Annotated in this window: 16 protein-coding genes, 1 pseudogene and 2 riboswitches; of the genes and pseudogenes, 15 read left to right on the top strand and 2 right to left on the bottom strand. The window is 70.8% G+C overall.

What is annotated here, in order from left to right:
- On the top strand, positions 1–161 hold a 161-nt coding region (locus tag RN629_RS13860), incomplete at its 5' end, for an IS3 family transposase (RefSeq protein WP_407035738.1).
- Positions 162–378: 217 nt separating this feature from the next.
- Positions 379–534 (top strand): annotated as a pseudogene (locus tag RN629_RS13855) (IS5/IS1182 family transposase); the annotation flags it as partial.
- Positions 535–759: 225 nt separating this feature from the next.
- Here the strand turns inward: RN629_RS13855 and RN629_RS13850 are convergent.
- Complete coding sequence (locus RN629_RS13850; protein WP_407035734.1) at positions 760–1,332, bottom strand: septal ring lytic transglycosylase RlpA family protein; 573 nt, start codon at positions 1,330–1,332, stop codon at positions 760–762.
- 115 nt (positions 1,333–1,447) lie between these two features.
- A riboswitch (cobalamin riboswitch) is annotated at positions 1,448–1,687 on the top strand.
- A 177-nt stretch (positions 1,688–1,864) separates the two neighbouring features.
- On the opposite strand from RN629_RS13850, the gene RN629_RS13845 reads away from it, so the two are divergent.
- The 7 genes from RN629_RS13845 to cobJ all read left to right on the top strand — a co-directional run bounded on the left by RN629_RS13845 (position 1,865) and on the right by cobJ (position 10,838).
- Entirely contained in the window at positions 1,865–2,935 is a 1,071-nt protein-coding gene (locus RN629_RS13845) for a HoxN/HupN/NixA family nickel/cobalt transporter (protein WP_407035733.1), read from the top strand.
- A gap of 22 nt (positions 2,936–2,957) precedes the next feature.
- A riboswitch (cobalamin riboswitch) is annotated at positions 2,958–3,158 on the top strand.
- Positions 3,159–3,338: 180 nt separating this feature from the next.
- Positions 3,339–4,376: a cobalamin biosynthesis protein CobW gene (cobW, locus tag RN629_RS13840; protein ID WP_407035732.1), complete on the top strand. Its 1,038-nt coding sequence runs from the start codon at positions 3,339–3,341 to the stop codon at positions 4,374–4,376.
- A gap of 4 nt (positions 4,377–4,380) precedes the next feature.
- Entirely contained in the window at positions 4,381–7,602 is a 3,222-nt protein-coding gene (gene cobN / locus RN629_RS13835; RefSeq protein WP_407035731.1) for a cobaltochelatase subunit CobN, read from the top strand.
- Positions 7,599–8,723: a cobalamin biosynthesis protein CobG gene (locus RN629_RS13830; protein ID WP_407035730.1), complete on the top strand. Its 1,125-nt coding sequence runs from the start codon at positions 7,599–7,601 to the stop codon at positions 8,721–8,723. Before cobN ends, RN629_RS13830 begins: the two co-directional genes overlap by 4 nt.
- Entirely contained in the window at positions 8,723–9,352 is a 630-nt protein-coding gene (locus RN629_RS13825) for a precorrin-8X methylmutase (protein WP_407035729.1), read from the top strand. The genes RN629_RS13830 and RN629_RS13825 overlap by 1 nt, the downstream gene beginning before the upstream one ends.
- Positions 9,349–10,092, top strand: a complete 744-nt coding sequence (gene cobI, locus RN629_RS13820; RefSeq protein ID WP_407035728.1) for a precorrin-2 C(20)-methyltransferase — start codon at positions 9,349–9,351, stop codon at positions 10,090–10,092. The genes RN629_RS13825 and cobI overlap by 4 nt, the downstream gene beginning before the upstream one ends.
- Positions 10,089–10,838, top strand: coding sequence for a precorrin-3B C(17)-methyltransferase (cobJ, locus tag RN629_RS13815; protein WP_407035727.1), 750 nt, complete (start codon positions 10,089–10,091; stop codon positions 10,836–10,838). The genes cobI and cobJ overlap by 4 nt, the downstream gene beginning before the upstream one ends.
- Here the strand turns inward: cobJ and RN629_RS13810 are convergent.
- Positions 10,814–11,560 carry a cobalt-precorrin-6A reductase gene (locus RN629_RS13810; RefSeq protein WP_407035726.1) on the bottom strand — a complete coding sequence of 249 codons (747 nt, stop codon included), beginning with the start codon at positions 11,558–11,560 and terminating at the stop codon, positions 10,814–10,816. The two genes, cobJ and RN629_RS13810, sit on opposite strands and share 25 nt — an antisense overlap.
- Between RN629_RS13810 and cbiE the strand changes: the two genes are divergently transcribed.
- From cbiE to cobF, 6 genes are read left to right on the top strand one after another with little or no spacing between them, the layout of a single operon-like run.
- Positions 11,559–12,758 carry a precorrin-6y C5,15-methyltransferase (decarboxylating) subunit CbiE gene (cbiE, locus tag RN629_RS13805; protein WP_407035725.1) on the top strand — a complete coding sequence of 400 codons (1,200 nt, stop codon included), beginning with the start codon at positions 11,559–11,561 and terminating at the stop codon, positions 12,756–12,758. The two genes, RN629_RS13810 and cbiE, sit on opposite strands and share 2 nt — an antisense overlap.
- On the top strand, positions 12,752–13,108 hold the full coding sequence (locus tag RN629_RS13800; RefSeq protein ID WP_407035724.1) for a cobalamin biosynthesis protein: 357 nt from the start codon (positions 12,752–12,754) through the stop codon (positions 13,106–13,108). Before cbiE ends, RN629_RS13800 begins: the two co-directional genes overlap by 7 nt.
- Positions 13,105–13,869 (top strand): precorrin-4 C(11)-methyltransferase, encoded by a 765-nt coding sequence (cobM, locus tag RN629_RS13795; protein WP_407035723.1) that lies wholly within the window; start codon positions 13,105–13,107, stop codon positions 13,867–13,869. Before RN629_RS13800 ends, cobM begins: the two co-directional genes overlap by 4 nt.
- The gene (locus tag RN629_RS13790) at positions 13,866–15,188 is read left to right on the top strand and encodes a cobyrinate a,c-diamide synthase (protein ID WP_407035722.1); all 1,323 of its coding nucleotides are present in this window, start codon (positions 13,866–13,868) and stop codon (positions 15,186–15,188) included. The genes cobM and RN629_RS13790 overlap by 4 nt, the downstream gene beginning before the upstream one ends.
- The gene (cobA, locus tag RN629_RS13785; RefSeq protein ID WP_407035721.1) at positions 15,182–15,907 is read left to right on the top strand and encodes a uroporphyrinogen-III C-methyltransferase; all 726 of its coding nucleotides are present in this window, start codon (positions 15,182–15,184) and stop codon (positions 15,905–15,907) included. Before RN629_RS13790 ends, cobA begins: the two co-directional genes overlap by 7 nt.
- Positions 15,904–16,677: a precorrin-6A synthase (deacetylating) gene (cobF, locus tag RN629_RS13780; protein WP_407035720.1), complete on the top strand. Its 774-nt coding sequence runs from the start codon at positions 15,904–15,906 to the stop codon at positions 16,675–16,677. Before cobA ends, cobF begins: the two co-directional genes overlap by 4 nt.
- Positions 16,678–16,682 lie beyond the last annotated feature (5 nt).

The raw sequence follows: 16,682 nt of genomic DNA, 5'->3' as shown, positions 1-16,682 counted from the left end.
CCATCAAATCCGAACTCGTCTGGCGAACCGTCTTCTACACCCGTGCCCAGGCCAAGCAGGCCATTGCCCGCTATATCGACGGCTTCTACAATCCGGTCCGGCGCCACTCCGCGCTCGACTACATCAGCCCAGCGCAGTTCGAACGAACCGCGTCATGCTGAGCAAATGCCTCTCCATTTAAACGGGGCAAGTCCAGACTGCCGCCGTCCAGGCCAGCGGCACGGTCGTCCACATCCTGCTCGATGGCTTCCGGTTCGATTACGTCGACAAGTACGACCTGAAGAACCTGAAGGCGCTCCACCTGTACAAGCGCTCCGCCATCTTCTTTTCCGCCGTCGCACTCGCCCCCTGCTGGCACGCACGGCGAAGGTTGGCCGGCCGCGCCGCTGGGTGGTCGAGCGCACCATCGCATGGCTCGACCGATGCCGTGGCCTGGCCAAAGCCCGGGAAGCTTCCATTGCCTCGTCCGAGGCGTGGCTCGTTGTCGCTTCCATCAGGGGCATGACACGACGCATCGCAAAGCTCGAATTATGAGTCAGGATCTGAGGCCGTTTACCGCTTGGCTGCGTGGACCAGGAATGTCCCGGGAAACGCTGGTTCGAGCCCTTTCGTCATTCCAGCGGACACCGGGGCCCATTGCCGTCAGGGGAAAGAGAAGGCGCAGCAGGTCGAACCACGCCGGTCACCATATTGGGCAGGCCTCATGCGCTGGCGAAACTGATCCCCGGCCTTTCTCGTGGCGGTGCTTTGGTGTTCGAATCAGCGGGCCGCCAATCCCGCCGCCGCCATTTGCGACAACAGGTTCGCCCGCACGGCTTCCGACACCGGGGGCAGGGGGCGGGCGGCCTTGCCGTGGCGCAGGCGCTTGCGGTCCTTCTCCTCCGGTTCCACCCGGCGTACCCGCACCGCCGCCTTGCCCACCGCGCGCAGGCCGAGTTGTTCGGCGGCACCGCGCGACAGGTCAATGATTCGCGACGATCCGGCAAAGGGCCCGCGATCGTTGATCCGCACGATGATCCGGCGTCCCGTATCCAGCGCGGTCACCTCGACATAGCTGGGCAGCGGCAGGGTGGTGTGCGCCGCCGTCGCCCAGCCGGGGCGGAAGCGTTCGCCATTGGCGGTGCGCTTGCCCGACTCATGGCCATACCAGCTGGCATAGCCGAGCATGTCATAGGTCGTGTCCTCGGCCGGGACATAGGTGATTCCGCGCACGGTATAGGGCTTGCCGATCCGTACCGGCACATCGCTGACCGGGCGGTAGTTCCCGCCCGAACAGGCCGCCACCAGACATGCCGCGAGCGGTGTCACGCGCCGGGCCCATCGAAAAGCCATCCTGCCCCAATCTGCCATGCGGCACCGTTACCGCGCCCGGGCGGACGGAATAAAGCCATTTGCGACTCGACTGGCCGCAGACTATCCCCCGATGGTCGAACCCGGCTTGCAGCCAGGGGGAGGCGTTCGTGCCGGTGGTCCGGTCGTCGCAAAGGCGGTGACGGGCCTTAAAACGGGAATGCGGTGCGGGGGTGTTCCATCCCCCAAGGCCGCGGCTGTCCCTGCAACTGTAAGCGGTGAGTGCGCGATGCCGGTCCCTGCAACAGGGGACAGCCACTGGAGCATATCCGGGAAGGCCGCATCGTCCATGATTCGACCCGCGAGCCAGGAGACCTGCCGGTGCGGGTCGCTCATGCCGAGGTCCAGGGGATGGCCATGGCTTGGATATAATGTATCAAAAGAGCGACGTTCACCTGGAGCCGATCCTATCGGGGATATTGTCCGGCGTGCGCCCGTCCGGTCCGCATCTCCGACCGCATCGTGCGGCGATCCGGCTCCTGTCGCCAACGGCGCTGTGGGTTGTCTTTCCCTCATGTCCTCTTCTCTCGCCGGGCCTGCCCGGTTGCGTCGTCCGATCCGGCGCCGGGTCGCGCTGTTGATGACGGCGCTGATCCTTGCCAATGTTGCCGCCTGGATCTGGGCCTTGACGCAGTTTGCGCACAACGGCCTGATGCTCAGCACCGCGCTGCTCGCCTACAGCCTGGGCCTTCGCCATGCGGTCGATGCCGATCACATCGCGGCGATCGACAATGTCACCCGCAAGCTGATGCAGGACGGCCAGCGGCCGGTCGCGGTCGGCCTGTGGTTCGCGATCGGCCATTCGGCGATCGTCCTGATCGCGGCAACGACGGTGGCGCTCGCCGCCAGCACGCTCGCCGATTTCGAGGCGTTCGGGCAGAGCGGGGGCACGATCGCCACCATCGTCTCGGCCAGCTTCCTGTTCGCCATCGCGATCATGAACCTCATTATCCTGCGCGACGTCTGGACCCGTTTCCGCCGGGTCGCGCGGGGCGAGCCGATGGCGGAGGACGATGCCGCCATGATGTTTTCGGGGCAGGGGCCGCTGTCGCGGCTGTTCCGCCCGCTGTTCCGGCTGATCCGGCGGAGCTGGCACATGGCCCCGCTCGGCTTTCTGTTCGGGCTGGGCTTCGACACCGCGACCGAGGTGGCGATCCTGGGCCTGTCGGGCGCGCATGCGGCGGACGGCGTGTCGCTGGGGGCGATCCTGGTCTTTCCGGTGCTGTTTGCCGTGGGCATGGCGCTGATCGACACCGCCGATGGGCTGGTGATGCTGGGCGCCTATGAATGGGCGTTCGTCCACCCGCTGCGAAAGCTCTACTACAACATGACGATCACGCTGGTTTCCGCATTGGTCGCGCTGGTCATCGGGGGGATTCAGGCCGCCGCGCTGCTCGCCGATCGCTTTGGCTGGACCGCCGCGCCGTTTCGCTATGCCGGTGCGCTGTCGGAGCATTTCAACGTGCTGGGCTTCGCGATCGTCGGCCTGTTCGTCCTGTGCTGGGGCGCGAGCTTCCTCCTGTATCGCTGGCGTGGCTTCGCGGCGATGGAAGCACGAATTGCCAAGCCCGGCGGAGCGGGATAAATGCCGCGCATCGCGGCCGAAAGGTCGCGAAGATCGCGCCGGTGCCCTCTGGGGCTTTGAAACGGGAATGGGGTGGAAATCCCCGGCTGTCCCTGCAACTGTAAGCGGTGAGCGAGCGATGCCGGTCCCAGCAAGAGGGACAGCCACTGGAGCGATCCGGGAAGGCCGCATCCTTTCGCTTCGACCCGCGAGCCAGGAGACCTGCCGGCGTCATGGTCGCTCTTGCCTGGGCCCAGGGGGTGGCCGGGGCACGGTTCTCCGTCGGAGAGCGACGAAGCCATGCGGTCGGGACCGCATCGGTCGCCGGGCATGAGGTGGACGCATTTGACCGCGCCCGTCCGCTTTCCCGACCGGCGATCCGCCCGATGTCGCTCTCGCTCGTCCGGCGCGTCGGAGACTTGTTTTGCGCGATCTGTCCAAGGTGCCCGTTACCATCGTCACCGGCTTTCTGGGCGCGGGGAAGACGACGCTCATCAGCCATCTGATCCGCAATGCCGGCGGGCGTCGCCTCGCCGTCGTCGTCAACGAGTTCGGCACGCTGGGCGTCGATGGCGATATCCTCCAGTCCTGCGCGATCCCCGACTGTCCGGCGGAGAATATCGTCGAGCTGGCCAATGGCTGCATCTGCTGCACCGTCGCCGACGACTTCATCCCGACGGTCGAAAAGCTGCTGGCGATGGAGCCGCGCCCCGATCATATCCTGATCGAGACATCGGGCCTGGCGCTGCCCAAGCCGCTGCTCAAGGCGTTCGACTGGCCCGCGATCCGCTCGCGCATCACGGTCGACGGCGTGGTGGCGCTGGCCGATGCGGAGGCGGTGGCGGCGGGCCGCTTCGCCCCCGATCTGGACGCGGTCGAGGCGCAGCGCGCCGCCGATCCCAGCCTCGACCATGAAACCCCGCTGTCCGAGGTGTTCGAGGACCAGCTTGCCTGTGCCGACCTCGTCCTGCTGACCAAGGCCGATCTGGCGGGGCCGGAGGGTGTCGCCAAGGCGCGCGCGATCATCGCCGCCGAAGCCCCGCGCCCGCTGCCGATGGTCGAGGCGGTGGACGGCATCGTCTCCGCCGGGATCGTGCTAGGCTTGGAGGCCGCCGCCGAGGACGACCTCGCCGCGCGCCCCTCGCACCATGACGGCGCGGACGATCACGAGCATGACGATTTCGACAGCATCTCGGTGATGCTGGGCGAGGTGGACAGCCCCGACGCCCTCGCCGCGCGAATCGAGACGCTGGCCGAGCAGCAGGACATCCTGCGCGTGAAGGGCTATGCGGCGGTCGCGGGCAAGCCGATGCGGTTGCTGGTGCAGGCGGTCGGTCGCCGGGTGCGGACCAGCTATGACCGTCCCTGGCGCGCGGGCGAGCCGCGCGGCACCCATCTGGTCGTCATCGCCGAGCATGACCGGATCGACCGGCCTGCGATCGAGGCCGTGCTGAAGGGCTGACGCCGTGCATCTCGTCTTTCGCGAGAGCCATGGGCTGGAGGAACAGGCGGTTCCGCAGGATCTGGGGCAGCGCCCCGGTGACGTGGTGGTGCTGTCCTTTTCCGACAGCGACCTGAGCGCCTTTGCCGCGGGCTGGCGGGCGGCCGGCTTCGGCTGGTCGTTGCGGCTCGCCAATCTGGCAGCCTTGGTCCATCCGCTGTCGGTCGATACCTATGTCGAGCAGACCCTGGTTCATGCGAAGGCGATCCTGATCCGGCTGATCGGCGGCGCGGCCTATTGGGATTATGGCCTGCGCGAAGTCGAGCGGCTGGCGCGCGAGCGGGGCATTGCGCTGGCGGTGCTGGCGGCGGACGGGCGTGAGGACCGGCGGCTGGCGGCGGCGTCGACGGTGGACGATGGGCTGCTGCGACGGCTGACCCGGCTCTGCGATGCGGGCGGGGCGCAGGCGGCCGCGATGGCGCTGGCCGCATTGTCCGCAACGCCGGTCGCGCGGGACGGCGGCTGGTCGGTGGCCCCCGTTGGCGGCTGGTCGGCGGAGGGGCCGGGGTGCCCGGCGGCGGCGATGCTGACGGTCGGGCAGCCGCGCGTGCTGATCGTCTTCTACCGCGCCTATCTGGTTGCCGCCGATCTGGAGCCGATCGCCGCGCTGCACGCTGCGCTGGTCGAGCGGGGATTCGATCCGGTCACGCTGTTCGTCCCCTCGCTCAAGGCCGAGGGGGCGGGACCATGGATCGCGCGCTGGGTAAAGGCGCTGGCCCCGGTTGCCATCGTCAACGCCACCGCCTTCTCCGCGAAGGGCGAGGACGACACCACCCCGCTCGACGGCGCGGGCGTGCCGGTGTTTCAGATCGCCCTGGCCACCAGCGATCGCGAAGGCTGGGCGGGCGCGGCACGGGGCTTGTCGCCCGCCGACCTGGCCATGCATGTCGTGCTGCCCGAGATCGACGGACGGCTGTTCGCAGGCGTGGTCAGCTTCAAGCAGGCGGGGCCGCGCGATCCCGATTTCGACCATGGCCTGCGCCTCCACCGCGCCGAGCCGGACCGGATCGCGGCGGTTGCCGATCGGGTCGCGGGCTGGGCGAAGCTGGCGGCGACGCCGGCGGGGGAGCGGCGGCTGGCGATCCTGCTCTCCACCTATCCGGGCAAGGACTGGCAGGCGGCGCATGCCGTGGGGCTGGACGGCTTTGCCTCGACGGAGGCGATTCTCGATGATCTGCGCACGGCGGGGTACGATGTGCAGGCACAGGCCGGTCTGCCCGAGGTGCTGATCCACAACCGGATCGCATGGCCGCTGTCCGCCTATCACGATGCCCTGGCCACGCTGCCCGAAGCCTTGCGCGCCGATCTCGTCGAAAGCTGGGGTGCGGTCGGGGACGATCCGCTGGTCGAGGGCGACGCTTTCCATTTTCCCGCCATCGCGCTCGGCAAGGCGATCGTTGCGCTACAACCCGAACGCGGACGGCGCGAAGCGCGGGCGGAGGCGTATCACGACCTCTCGCGTTGTCCGCGCCACAGCTACGTCGCCTTCTATCTCTGGCTGCGCGCGCAGGGGATCGATGCGCTGGTCCATGTCGGCGCGCATGGCACGCTGGAGTGGCTGCCGGGCAAGGCCGTCGCTTTGTCCGATAGCTGCTGGCCCGAGGCGCTGACCCGCGACTGGCCGGTCCTCTATCCCTTCATCGTCAACGATCCGGGCGAGGCGGCGCAGGCGAAGCGGCGGCTGGGAGCCGTCACGATCGGCCATGTCCCCCCGGCGCTGGTCCGGGCGGAGGGCGGTGCGGGGCTGGGGCGGCTGGAGGCGCTGCTCGACGAATATGCCAATGCCGATGGCCTCGACCCTGCGCGCCGCGACCGGCTGCGGGCGCTGGTCGCCGAGGAGGCCGAAAGCGTCGGGCTGGGCGAGACGCTGGGGCTGGCGGGGGCGGACGATCCGCTGGCCCGGATCGACGCCTTTGTCTGTGACGTGAAGGACAGCCAGTTCGGCGAGGGGCTGCACATCTTCGGCCGGGGCGCGCAGGGCGCGGCGGAGCGGGCCGGTTTGCTGGCCGGGCTGAACGGGCGGCGGGTCGCGGCGGGACCGTCGGGATCGCCCTATCGAGGGCGCGCCGACGTGCTGCCCACGGGCCGCAACCTCTATGCCATCGATCCCCGCGCGGTGCCGAGCCGGGCGGCGCAGACGCAAGGGATCAAGCTGGCCGAGGAACTGATCCGGCGGTATATGCAGGAGGAAGGCGATCACCTGCGCACCCTGATCGTCGACCTGTGGGGTTCGGCGACGATGCGCACCGCGGGCGAGGAGTTCGCGATGGCCCTGCACCTGATCGGGGTCGAGCCGGTGTGGGACCATCGCTCCGAGCAGGTGACGGGGTTCGAGGTGATGCCGCTGATGCGCTTCGACCGGCCGCGCGTCGATGTGACGTTGCGCGTATCGGGGCTGTTCCGCGACGCCTTCCCGCATCTGGTCGCGCTGTTCGGGCAGGCGGTGCGCGCGCTCGGCCAGCGCGACGAGGCGCCGGACTGGAACCCCTATGTCGGGCAGGCCGCCCCGCGCGTCTATGGCCCCGCGCCGGGACGCTACGGCATCGGGCTGGACCCCGAGGCGGGTTATGGTGACGCCGCGCGGATCGAGGCCGGGCAAAGCTGGCTGGCGGCGTCGGCCACCGCGCTCGACGATGGCGACCGGCGCGATGCGGCGGGGATCGCGGCGCGGGTGGCGGGGGCGCAGGCCTTCGTCCATGTCCATGACTTGCCCGAAAGCGACCTGCTGCTCGCCGCCGATTATGCCGCGCATCAGGCCGGTTTCGCGGCGGCGCGCGCGGCGCTGGGGGAGGGGGGGGCATCGCTCTATCATCTCGACACGCGCGATCCGACGACTCCCAAGGCACGGACGCTGGCCGAGGAGATCGCGCGCACCGTCCATGCCCGTGCCGCCAATCCGCGCTGGATCGCGGGGATGATGGCGCATGGCTTTCGGGGCGCGGCGGAGATCGCCGCGACGCTCGACCATCTGGGCAGCTTCGCGCATCTGGCCGATGTCGTGCCCGCTTCGCTGATCGACCTTTATTGGGACGCGACGCTGGCCCGCGACGAGGTCCGCGCATTTCTGGCGCAGGCTAATCCGGGCGCGCTGGCGGCGATGGAGGCGCGATTCGCCGCGCTCCATGCGGCGGGGCTGTGGCGGACGCGGCGCAACTCGGTCCTCGCCATGCTGGACGGCGCGGTATGAGCGGCTTCGAGGTCAAGGGCTGGTGCCCCGATGCGTGGCGGCCGATGATGGCGGGCGACGGGTTGCTGGTGCGCGTCCGCCCGCCGCTGGCCCGGCTGGACGCAGCGCAGATGCTGGGGCTGTGCGAGGCGGCGATCCGGCATGGCAGCGGCCTGATCGACCTGACCAGCCGCGCCAATCTGCAACTGCGCGGCGCGACCGAGGCGAACTGGCCCGCGCTGGTCGCCGAGCTTCGCGCGCTGGGGCTGGTCGATCCCGATCCGGTGCGCGAGGCGCGGGGGGCGATCCTCATCAACCCCGACTGGCGGGACGGCGACGATTCGCACCGCATGGCGAGCGAGTTGCGCGCGCGGCTGGACGAACTGCCCGACCTGCCGGGCAAGGTCGGGCTGGCGATCGATGCGGGGGCCGCGCCGATGCTGGCGGGTGCGCCGGCGGATTTTCGGATCGAGCGGGCGGCGGGCGGTGGCCTCCTCCTGCGTGCCGAGGGACGCGCGCGCGGCGTTGCCGTCACACCGGGCGATGCCGTGGAGGCGCTGATCCGGCTAGCGCACTGGTTCGTCGCCAGCGGCGGGCGTGCGGCGGGGCGGATGGCGCGCCATGCCGCGCCGTTGCCCACATGGGCGGCGGGGGATGCCGTGCCTGCGCCCGCCGCCGCGCCGTTGCGCCCCGGTGCGGGGGAGATGGGGGCGGTCTATGGCCTGCCCTTCGGCCGGATCGAGGCGGCGGGGCTGGCCGCTTTTGTCCGCTGCCATGCCGCACCGATCCGCCTGACGCCGTGGCGGTTGCTGATCGCCGAGGGTGTCGCCGCCGACCCCGCCGCCGGGATGCTGCTGGAGGATGCGCCGATCCTGCATGTCGATGCCTGTGTCGGCGCCCCCGCCTGTCCGCAGGCGAGCGTCGCGACGCGTGATCTGGCGGCGCGTCTCGCCCCGCTGGTGCAGGGTCGCCTGCACATATCGGGTTGCGCGAAGGGCTGCGCACGGGCACGGGCGGCGGACTGGGTGCTGACCGGGCGGGAGGGGGCTTTCGATCTGGCCCGCAACGCCCGCGCCGGGGCCACGCCCCTTCACACCGGATTGTCGCCCGAGCGGGCGGTCGCGCTTCTCGGAGCCTGTTGATGTCCTACACCTACGAAACCGATGGCGCGGCGATCTATCGCCAGTCCTTCGCCATCATCCGCGCCGAGGCAGAGCTGACCCGCTTCGATGCCGAGGAGGAGCCGGTCGCGGTGCGGATGATCCATGCCGCCGGGCTGGTCGAACTGGCCCCGTCGATCCGGTTCTCGCCGGGCTTTGCGGTGGTCGGGCGGGCGGCGCTGGCGGCGGGGGCGGCGATCCTGTGCGACGCGCATATGGTCAGCGAAGGCGTCACGCGCGCGCGCCTGCCCGCCGACAATCCGGTGATCTGTACGCTGCGCGACCCGGCGGTGCCCGATCTGGCCAAGCGGATGGCGACGACCCGCTCCGCCGCCGCGCTGGAGCTGTGGCGGCCGCATCTGGCGGGGGCGCTGGTGGCGATCGGCAATGCGCCGACCGCGCTGTTCCACCTGCTGACCATGCTGGAGGACCCCGACTGCCCGCGCCCGGCGGCGATCATCGGCTGTCCGGTCGGCTTCGTCGGCGCGATGGAGTCGAAGGATGCGCTGTGGGAAGCGATGCCGGTCCCTTGCGCCATCGTGAAGGGGCGTCCGGGCGGCAGCGCGATCACCGTCGCGGCGATCAACGCGCTGGCGAGCCGCGCCGAATGACCCCGCCCTCCTGTGATCGCGGCACGATCCACGGCGTCGGCCTGGGGCCGGGCGCGGCGGACCTGATGAGTGTCCGCGCCGACCGGCTGGTGCGCGGCGCGCGGCATGTCGCCTATTTCCGTAAAAGCGGGCGGCGCGGCCATGCGCGCACCATCGTCGAGGGCATGTTGCGCGCCGATGTGGTCGAATATCCGATGGACTATCCGGTCACGACCGAGATCCTGTTCACCGATCCGCGCTATAACGAATGCCTGTCGGCCTTTTATGCGGAGTGCACCGCGCATCTCCTGTCGCTGGTCGGCCAGGGCGAGGACGTGGTGGTGCTGTGCGAGGGCGATCCGTTCTTCTACGGCTCGTTCATGCACCTGCACAGCCGGTTGAAGGACCATGCCCCCGTCGCGATCGTGCCCGGCATCACCGGTATGTCGGGGGCCTGGACCGCCAGCGGCGCGCCGATCACCTGGGGCGATGACGTTCTGACCGTCGCGATGGCGACCCTGTCCGAGGTGGAATTGGCCCGCCGCATCGCCGAGACCGACGCGCTGGTCGTCATGAAGATCGGCCGTCATCTGCCCAAGCTGCGCCGCGCCATCGCGGCGGCAGGGCGGGCGGATCAGGCGTGGCTGGTCGAACATGCCGCGCAGGCCGGCGAACGCGTCCGCCGCCTGGCCGAGGTGGAGGATGGTCCGGTTCCCTATTTCTCGATCGCGCTGATCCATGGGGAGGGACGGCGACCATGAGCGGTTGGCTGATCGTCGCGGGGCTGGGGCCGGGCGCGGACGACATGGTCACGCCCGAAGTGTCGGCGGCGCTGGCGCAGGCAACCGATATCGTCGGCTATATCCCCTATGTCGCGCGGGTGCCGGAACGGCCGGGCCTGACCCGCCACGCCAGCGACAACCGGGTCGAGCGTACCCGCGCGCTGCACGCGCTGGAGATGGCCGCCGCCGGGCACCGGGTCGTCGTGGTGTCCTCGGGCGATCCCGGCGTGTTCGCGATGGCGGCAGCGATCTTCGAGCGGGTGGAGGAAGATCCCGTGCGCTGGCACGACCTCGATATTCGTGTCCTGCCGGGCGTCACGGCCATGCTGGCGGCGAGCGCGCGGGCGGGGGCACCGCTGGGCCATGATTTCTGCGCGATCAACCTGTCGGACAACCTCAAACCCCAGGCGCTGATCGAACGACGGCTGGCGCTGGCGGCGGAGGCGGATTTCGCGATCGCGCTCTACAATCCCCGGTCGAAGGCGCGGCCCGATGCGCTGGACGCGGCGTTCGCGCTGTTGCGAGGGGTATGCCGCGACGATCGGCCGGTGCTGTTCGCGCGCGCGGTCTCCACGCCGCAGGAGGATCTGCGCATCGTGCCCCTGCCCGAAGCGCGCGGCGCGATGGCGGATATGCGCACCATCGTCATCATCGGGTCCAGCCGGACGCGGATCGTGCCCCATGCGGGCCGGCCGATCCTTTACACCCCCCGGACGACGCCGTGATCCAGCCAGTCCAGCACGTGCGCCACGCTTGCCGCTTCGGGGCGGGGCGGAATGAAGGGACGGTCGATCATCACGACCGGCAGGTCCAGCGCGCGCGCGGCGTCCAGCTTTGCCCGCGCGCCCGATCCGCCCGCATTCTTGGCGACGATCACCTGAACCCGATGCGCGCGCAGCAGGGCGATTTCGCCCTCCGGCGTGAAGGGGCCGCGATCCACCAGCAGATGATGCCGCGGCAGCCCCAGGACCGGGGCGGCGTCGACGAAGCGGAGCAGATAGTCATGGTGCGGGGCGGACGCGAAGTCGCCGATCGTCTGGCGCCCCAGCGCCAGAAAGACGCGCATGGGCGTCGGGCCCAACGCCGCGACCGCGCCGCGCGTGTCCGCGACAGGGGCCCAGCGGTCACCGGGCCCGGCCTCCCAGCGGGGGCGGACCAGCGCCAGCAGCGCGACGCCTGCCCGCTCCGCCGCGGCGATGGCGTTGGCGCTGATCCGCGCGGCGAAGGGATGGGTGGCATCGACCAGATGGGTCACGCCCTCGCGGGTCAGGAAATCCGCCAGGCCCTCGACGCCGCCAAAGCCGCCGATACGGGTCGGGACCGGCTGGTCGCGTGGGTGCTCGGTGCGGCCGGCATAGCTGAAGGTCACGCGTTCGCCGCGCGCCGCCAGCGCCGCCGCCAGGGCACTCGCCTCGGTCGTGCCGCCGAGCAGAAGGATATGGCGCATGGCTGACTCCGGGCCGTGGCTGACGATCGTGGGCATCGGCGAGGACGGCTGGGACGGCCTGACCGCCCCGGCGCGCGCCGCGATCCGCGACGCCGATAGCGTGATGGGCGCCAGCCGTCACCTCTCGCTGCTGCCCGATACGGGCGGGGCGGCGCGGATCGCCTGGCCGGTGCCCTTTGCCGATGGCGTGCCGATGCTGCTCGCCCGGCGGGGGGAGCGGGTGGTGATGCTCGCTTCGGGCGATCCCTTCTGGTTCGGCGCGGGATCGGTGGTGACGCGCGCGCTGGAGCCGGGGGAATGGGTGGCGTATCCGGCCGCTTCCACCCTGTCGCTGGCGGCGGCGCGGCTCGGCTGGCCGGTGGAGACGATCCACAGCGTCGGGCTGCATGCACGCGCCATGGAGACGCTGCGGCCGCTTCTGGCCCCGGCGCGGCGGGTGCTGGCACTGATGCGCGACGGCGCGGCGGTGACGGACCTTGCCGCATGGCTGGTCGCCGAGGATTTCGGCGCGAGTGACCTCACGGTGCTGGAGGCGCTGGGCGGCCCGCGCGAGCGGGTACGGCGGTTCCGCGCCGATGCGCTGGACGCGACCGACATCGCGCATCCGGTCGCGGTGGCGATCGAGCCGGTGGGCGACGGGCGGGTCCTGCCCTGCGCGAGCGGGCGGGACGATGACTGGTTCGATCATGACGGACAGATCACCAAGCGCCCCGTCCGCGCGCTGGCGCTGTCGGCGCTGGCGCCGCGACCGGGCGAGATGCTGTGGGATATCGGCACGGGATCGGGGTCGATCGCGATCGAATGGCTGCTGAGCGACCCGACCACCCGTGCCATCGGGTTCGAGCGTGATGCCACGCGGCTGGCCCGTGCCCGCGACAATGCCGACAGGCTGGGCGCGGGGCGGCTGGACCTGGTCGCGGGGGATGCGCGGTCGCAACTGGCCGGGCGCGCGCCGCCCGATGCGATATTCATCGGCGGCGGGCTCACGCCTGATCTGGTCGAAGCGTTGCGCGCGCTGCCCCGCTGTCGATTGGTGGCCCATGCCGTGACGCTGGAATCGGAAGCGCTCCTTGCGGAATGCCAGGGACGGCATGGCGGCGACCTGCTGCGCATCGAACTGGCCGAGGCGAGGCCGTTGGGCCGCAAGCGCGGGTGGAAGGCCCATTATCCGATCGTGCAGTGGCGGGTCGCATGGTGATCGCAGGGTTCGGATGCCGGGCGGCGGCGACGGCGGAGTCGTTCCGCGACGCGCTGGCCGCGACGGGCGTGCGGCCGGACCGGATCGCGGTGCCCGCCGACCGGCTGCCGCAGATCGCGGACTTCGCGCATGCTGAGGGGCTGGCCGTCCAACCCGTCGCGCCGCCCCTGCTGGAATCGGTGGCGACGCCGACCCGTTCCTTCATCAGCCTGGCGCATCGCGGCGTCGGCAGCGTGGCCGAGGCGGTGGCGCTTGCCGCAGCCGGGCCGGGCGCGCAGATCCTCGTTACCCGTCAGATTTCCTCCGATCGCATGGCGACCTGCGCCATTGCCCAGGGACAAGACCAATGACCGTTCACTTCATCGGCGCCGGACCCGGCGCGCCCGATCTTCTGACCCTGCGCGGGCGCGACCTGATCGCGGCCTGTCCCGTCTGCCTCTATGCCGGTTCGCTCGTGCCCGAGGCGGTGCTGGACCATTGCCCGCCCGGCGCACGGATCGTGAACACCGCGCCGATGACGCTGGATGCGATCGTCGCCGAGATTGCCGACGCCCATGCCAGGGGGCAGGACGTGGCGCGGCTCCATTCGGGCGACCTGTCCGTCTGGTCGGCGATGGGCGAGCAGGTGCGGCGCTTGCGCGCGCTGGGGATTCCGGTCTCGGTGACGCCGGGCGTGCCGGCTTTCGCGGCGGCGGCGGCGGCGCTGGAGAGCGAATTGACGCTGCCCGGCATCGCCCAGTCGGTGGTGCTGACCCGGACGCCGGGCCGCGCGAGCGCGATGCCGGAGGGTGAAGCGCTGACCGCCTTCGCGGCGACCGGCGCGACGCTGGCCATCCATCTGTCGATCCATAATCTGGCCAGGGTGGTCGCCGACCTGACGCCGCATTATGGGGCCGATTGCCCGGTCGCGATCGTCTGGCGCGCGAGCTGGCCCGAACAGCGGATCGTCCGCGCGACGCTTGCGACGATCGAGGCCGCCGCCGCCGATGGGCCCGAGCGGACCGCGCTGATTCTCGTCGGGCGCGTGCTGGACCAGAGCGATTTCGTCGAGAGCCGGCTCTATGCCGAAGGCTATGACCGTCGCTATCGCCCGGCGGGCACCGGCGCATGACATTTCCCCTGACTCCGGGCCTGATGATTGCCGCGCCCGCCTCGGGCACTGGCAAGACGACGGTGATGCTGGGGCTGCTCCGTGCGTTCCGCGATTCGGGCCTGACGGTGCAGCCGTTCAAGAGCGGGCCCGACTATATCGATCCGGCCTTTCACCGCGCGGCGTGCGGGCGCGTGTCGTGCAACCTCGACGGATGGGCGATGCCCGCCGCGTTGCTCGATACGCTGGGGCAGCGCGGGGCGGACGCCGATCTGGTCCTGGCCGAAGGGTCGATGGGGCTGTTCGACGGCGTGGCCCGGCCCGGCGCGACCGGCATCGGGAGCAGCGCGGAGACCGCGCGGCGCATGGGCTGGCCGGTGGTGCTGGTCATCGATGTATCGGGACAGGCACAGTCGGCGGCGGCGACGGCGCTGGGCTTTGCGCGCTACGACCCCGATCTGCGGGTGGCGGGCGTCATCCTCAACCGGGTAGCGAGCCCGCGTCACGAGCGGCTGGCCAGGCTGGGCTTCGAGGCCATCGGTCTGCCCGTGCTGGGCGCCTTGCCCCGGCGCGGCGACCTGGTCCTGCCGGAACGGCATCTGGGATTGGTGCAGGCGGTCGAGCATCCCGAACTCGACCGGCTGATCGGCGACTACGCGGCGTTCCTGGCGGCGCATGTCGACCTGGCGGCGGTGCGGGCGCTCGCCTATTCCCGCCCCGCGCCCGATCCGGCGGGGGCCGCATGGCCGACACCCCCGGCCCAGCGGATCGCGCTGGCCCAGGATGCGGCCTTTTCCTTCGTCTATCCGCATATGCTCGAAGGATGGCGCAGGGCGGGGGCGGAGATCCTGCCCTTCTCCCCGCTGGCCGACGAAGCGCCCGATCCGGCGGCCGATCTGGTCTGGCTGCCCGGCGGCTATCCCGAGCTTCATGCCGGACGGCTGGCGGCGGCTGGGCGGTTCCGCGCGGGGCTGATCGCCCATGCCGCCACCAGGCCGGTGCATGGCGAGTGCGGCGGCTATATGGCGCTGGGCGAGGCGTTGATCGACGCGAACGGAGAGCGGCACCGCATGGCCGGTCTGCTGGGCCTCGTGACCAGCTATGCCACGCGCAAGATGCATCTGGGCTATCGCCGTGCGACATTGCTGGGCGGCTTTGCGGACATGCCCGAGGGCGCGGTGCTGGGCGGGCATGAATTCCATTATTCCACCGTCCTCGAACAACCCGACGCACCGCTCGCCCATGTCGTCGATGCGCAGGGCGAGGCGGTGGCGGAGACTGGATCGCGACGCGGGGCCGTGACGGGGACGTTCTTCCACTGGGTGGCGCGCTGGTGGTGAGGGGGTTCGTGCATCTCGTGGGGGCGGGGCCGGGCGATCCCGAACTGCTGACGCTGAAGGCGGTGCGCTGTCTGGCGGAGGCGGATGTCGTGCTGTTCGACGACCTTGCCGCCGGGCCGATGCTGTCGCATGCGGGCGCCGATGCCGAGTTGATCGCGGTCGGCAAGCGCGCCGGCCGTGCCTCGCCCAAACAGGCGGAGATCGACCGGCTGCTGGTCGACCATGCGCAGGCGGGCCGGCGCGTGGTCCGGCTGAAGTCCGGCGATCCCGGCATCTTCGGGCGGCTGGAGGAAGAGATCGTCGCACTCAAGGCGGCGGGTATCCCCTTCGAGATCGTCCCCGGGGTCAGCGCGGCGAGCGCGGCGGCGGCGGCGGCGGGGTTGCCGCTGACCCGGCGAGCCGAGGCGCGGCGGGTGCAGTTCGTGACCGGCCATGACATCACCGGCGCGCTGCCCGCCGACCGCAACATGGCCGCGCTCGCCGATGCGGGGGCGACGACGGTGGTGTTCATGCCCAAGCGGACCTTCCCCGCGCTGGCCGAGGCGCTGGTCGCGCAAGGCCTGTCGCCCGAGACGCCTGCGCTGATGGCCGAGCATGTCGGTTGTGCCGACCAGCGGCTGACCCGCGCGACGATCGGCGGGCTGTCGGCGCAACTGGCGGAGGGCGTGTCGGACAAGGCGGCGCTGATCCTCTACGGCCCGCTGATGGAGGATCTGTGATCCATCTCGACCTGATCGGTATCGGCACGGGCCATCCCGACCATCTGACCCGCGCCGCCGAGGCCGCGATGCGTGCCGCCGACCTGATCCTGTTGCCGCGCAAGGCCGAGAAGGCCGAGCTGATCGACCTGCGCCGCGCCATCTGTGCGCAGGTGCTGGCGGGCGCGGACGTGCGGGTGGTGGAGTTCGACCTGCCCGAACGGGCCGGCGAGGGCGACTATCTCGACACGGTCGAGCGCTGGCATGATGCGATCGCCGCATGCTGGGCGGCGGCAATCGCGCGGGGGCTGCCTGGCGGCGGGCGGGTGGCGCTGCTCGTCTGGGGGGATCCGTCGCTCTATGACAGCACGATCCGTATCGCGCGGCGGCTGATCGCGGCGGAGCGGGCGGTACGGGTGACGGTGGTGCCGGGGATCACCAGCCTGCAACTGCTCTGCGCGGCGCATGCCATCCCGTTCAACGCGGTCGGTGCGCCGGTGATGGTCACGACCGGGCGTCGGCTGCGCGAGGGCGGCTGGCCCGAGGGGGTGGACAGCGTGGCGGTGATGCTCGACGGGGCGTGCGCGTTCACGACGCTGGACCAGCCGGATGTGATGATCTGGTGGGGCGCCTATCTCGGCATGGCGCAGCAGGCGACCGAGCGCGGGCGGCTGGTCGAGGTCGCCGACCGGATCGTCGCGCGCCGCGCCGAACTGCGGCGCGCGCATGGCTGGATCATGGACGTGTATCTGCTCCGGCGCGGCAGCGATCTGGCGGGGGAGGGGGCGTGAGGAGC

Source organism: Facivitalis istanbulensis (genome assembly GCF_040560405.1).
Classification (GTDB): domain Bacteria; phylum Pseudomonadota; class Alphaproteobacteria; order Sphingomonadales; family Sphingomonadaceae; genus Sphingomonas; species Sphingomonas istanbulensis.
The sequence above is the reverse complement of the archived record's forward strand: the minus strand, read 5'-3'. Positions and strand labels throughout refer to the sequence as shown.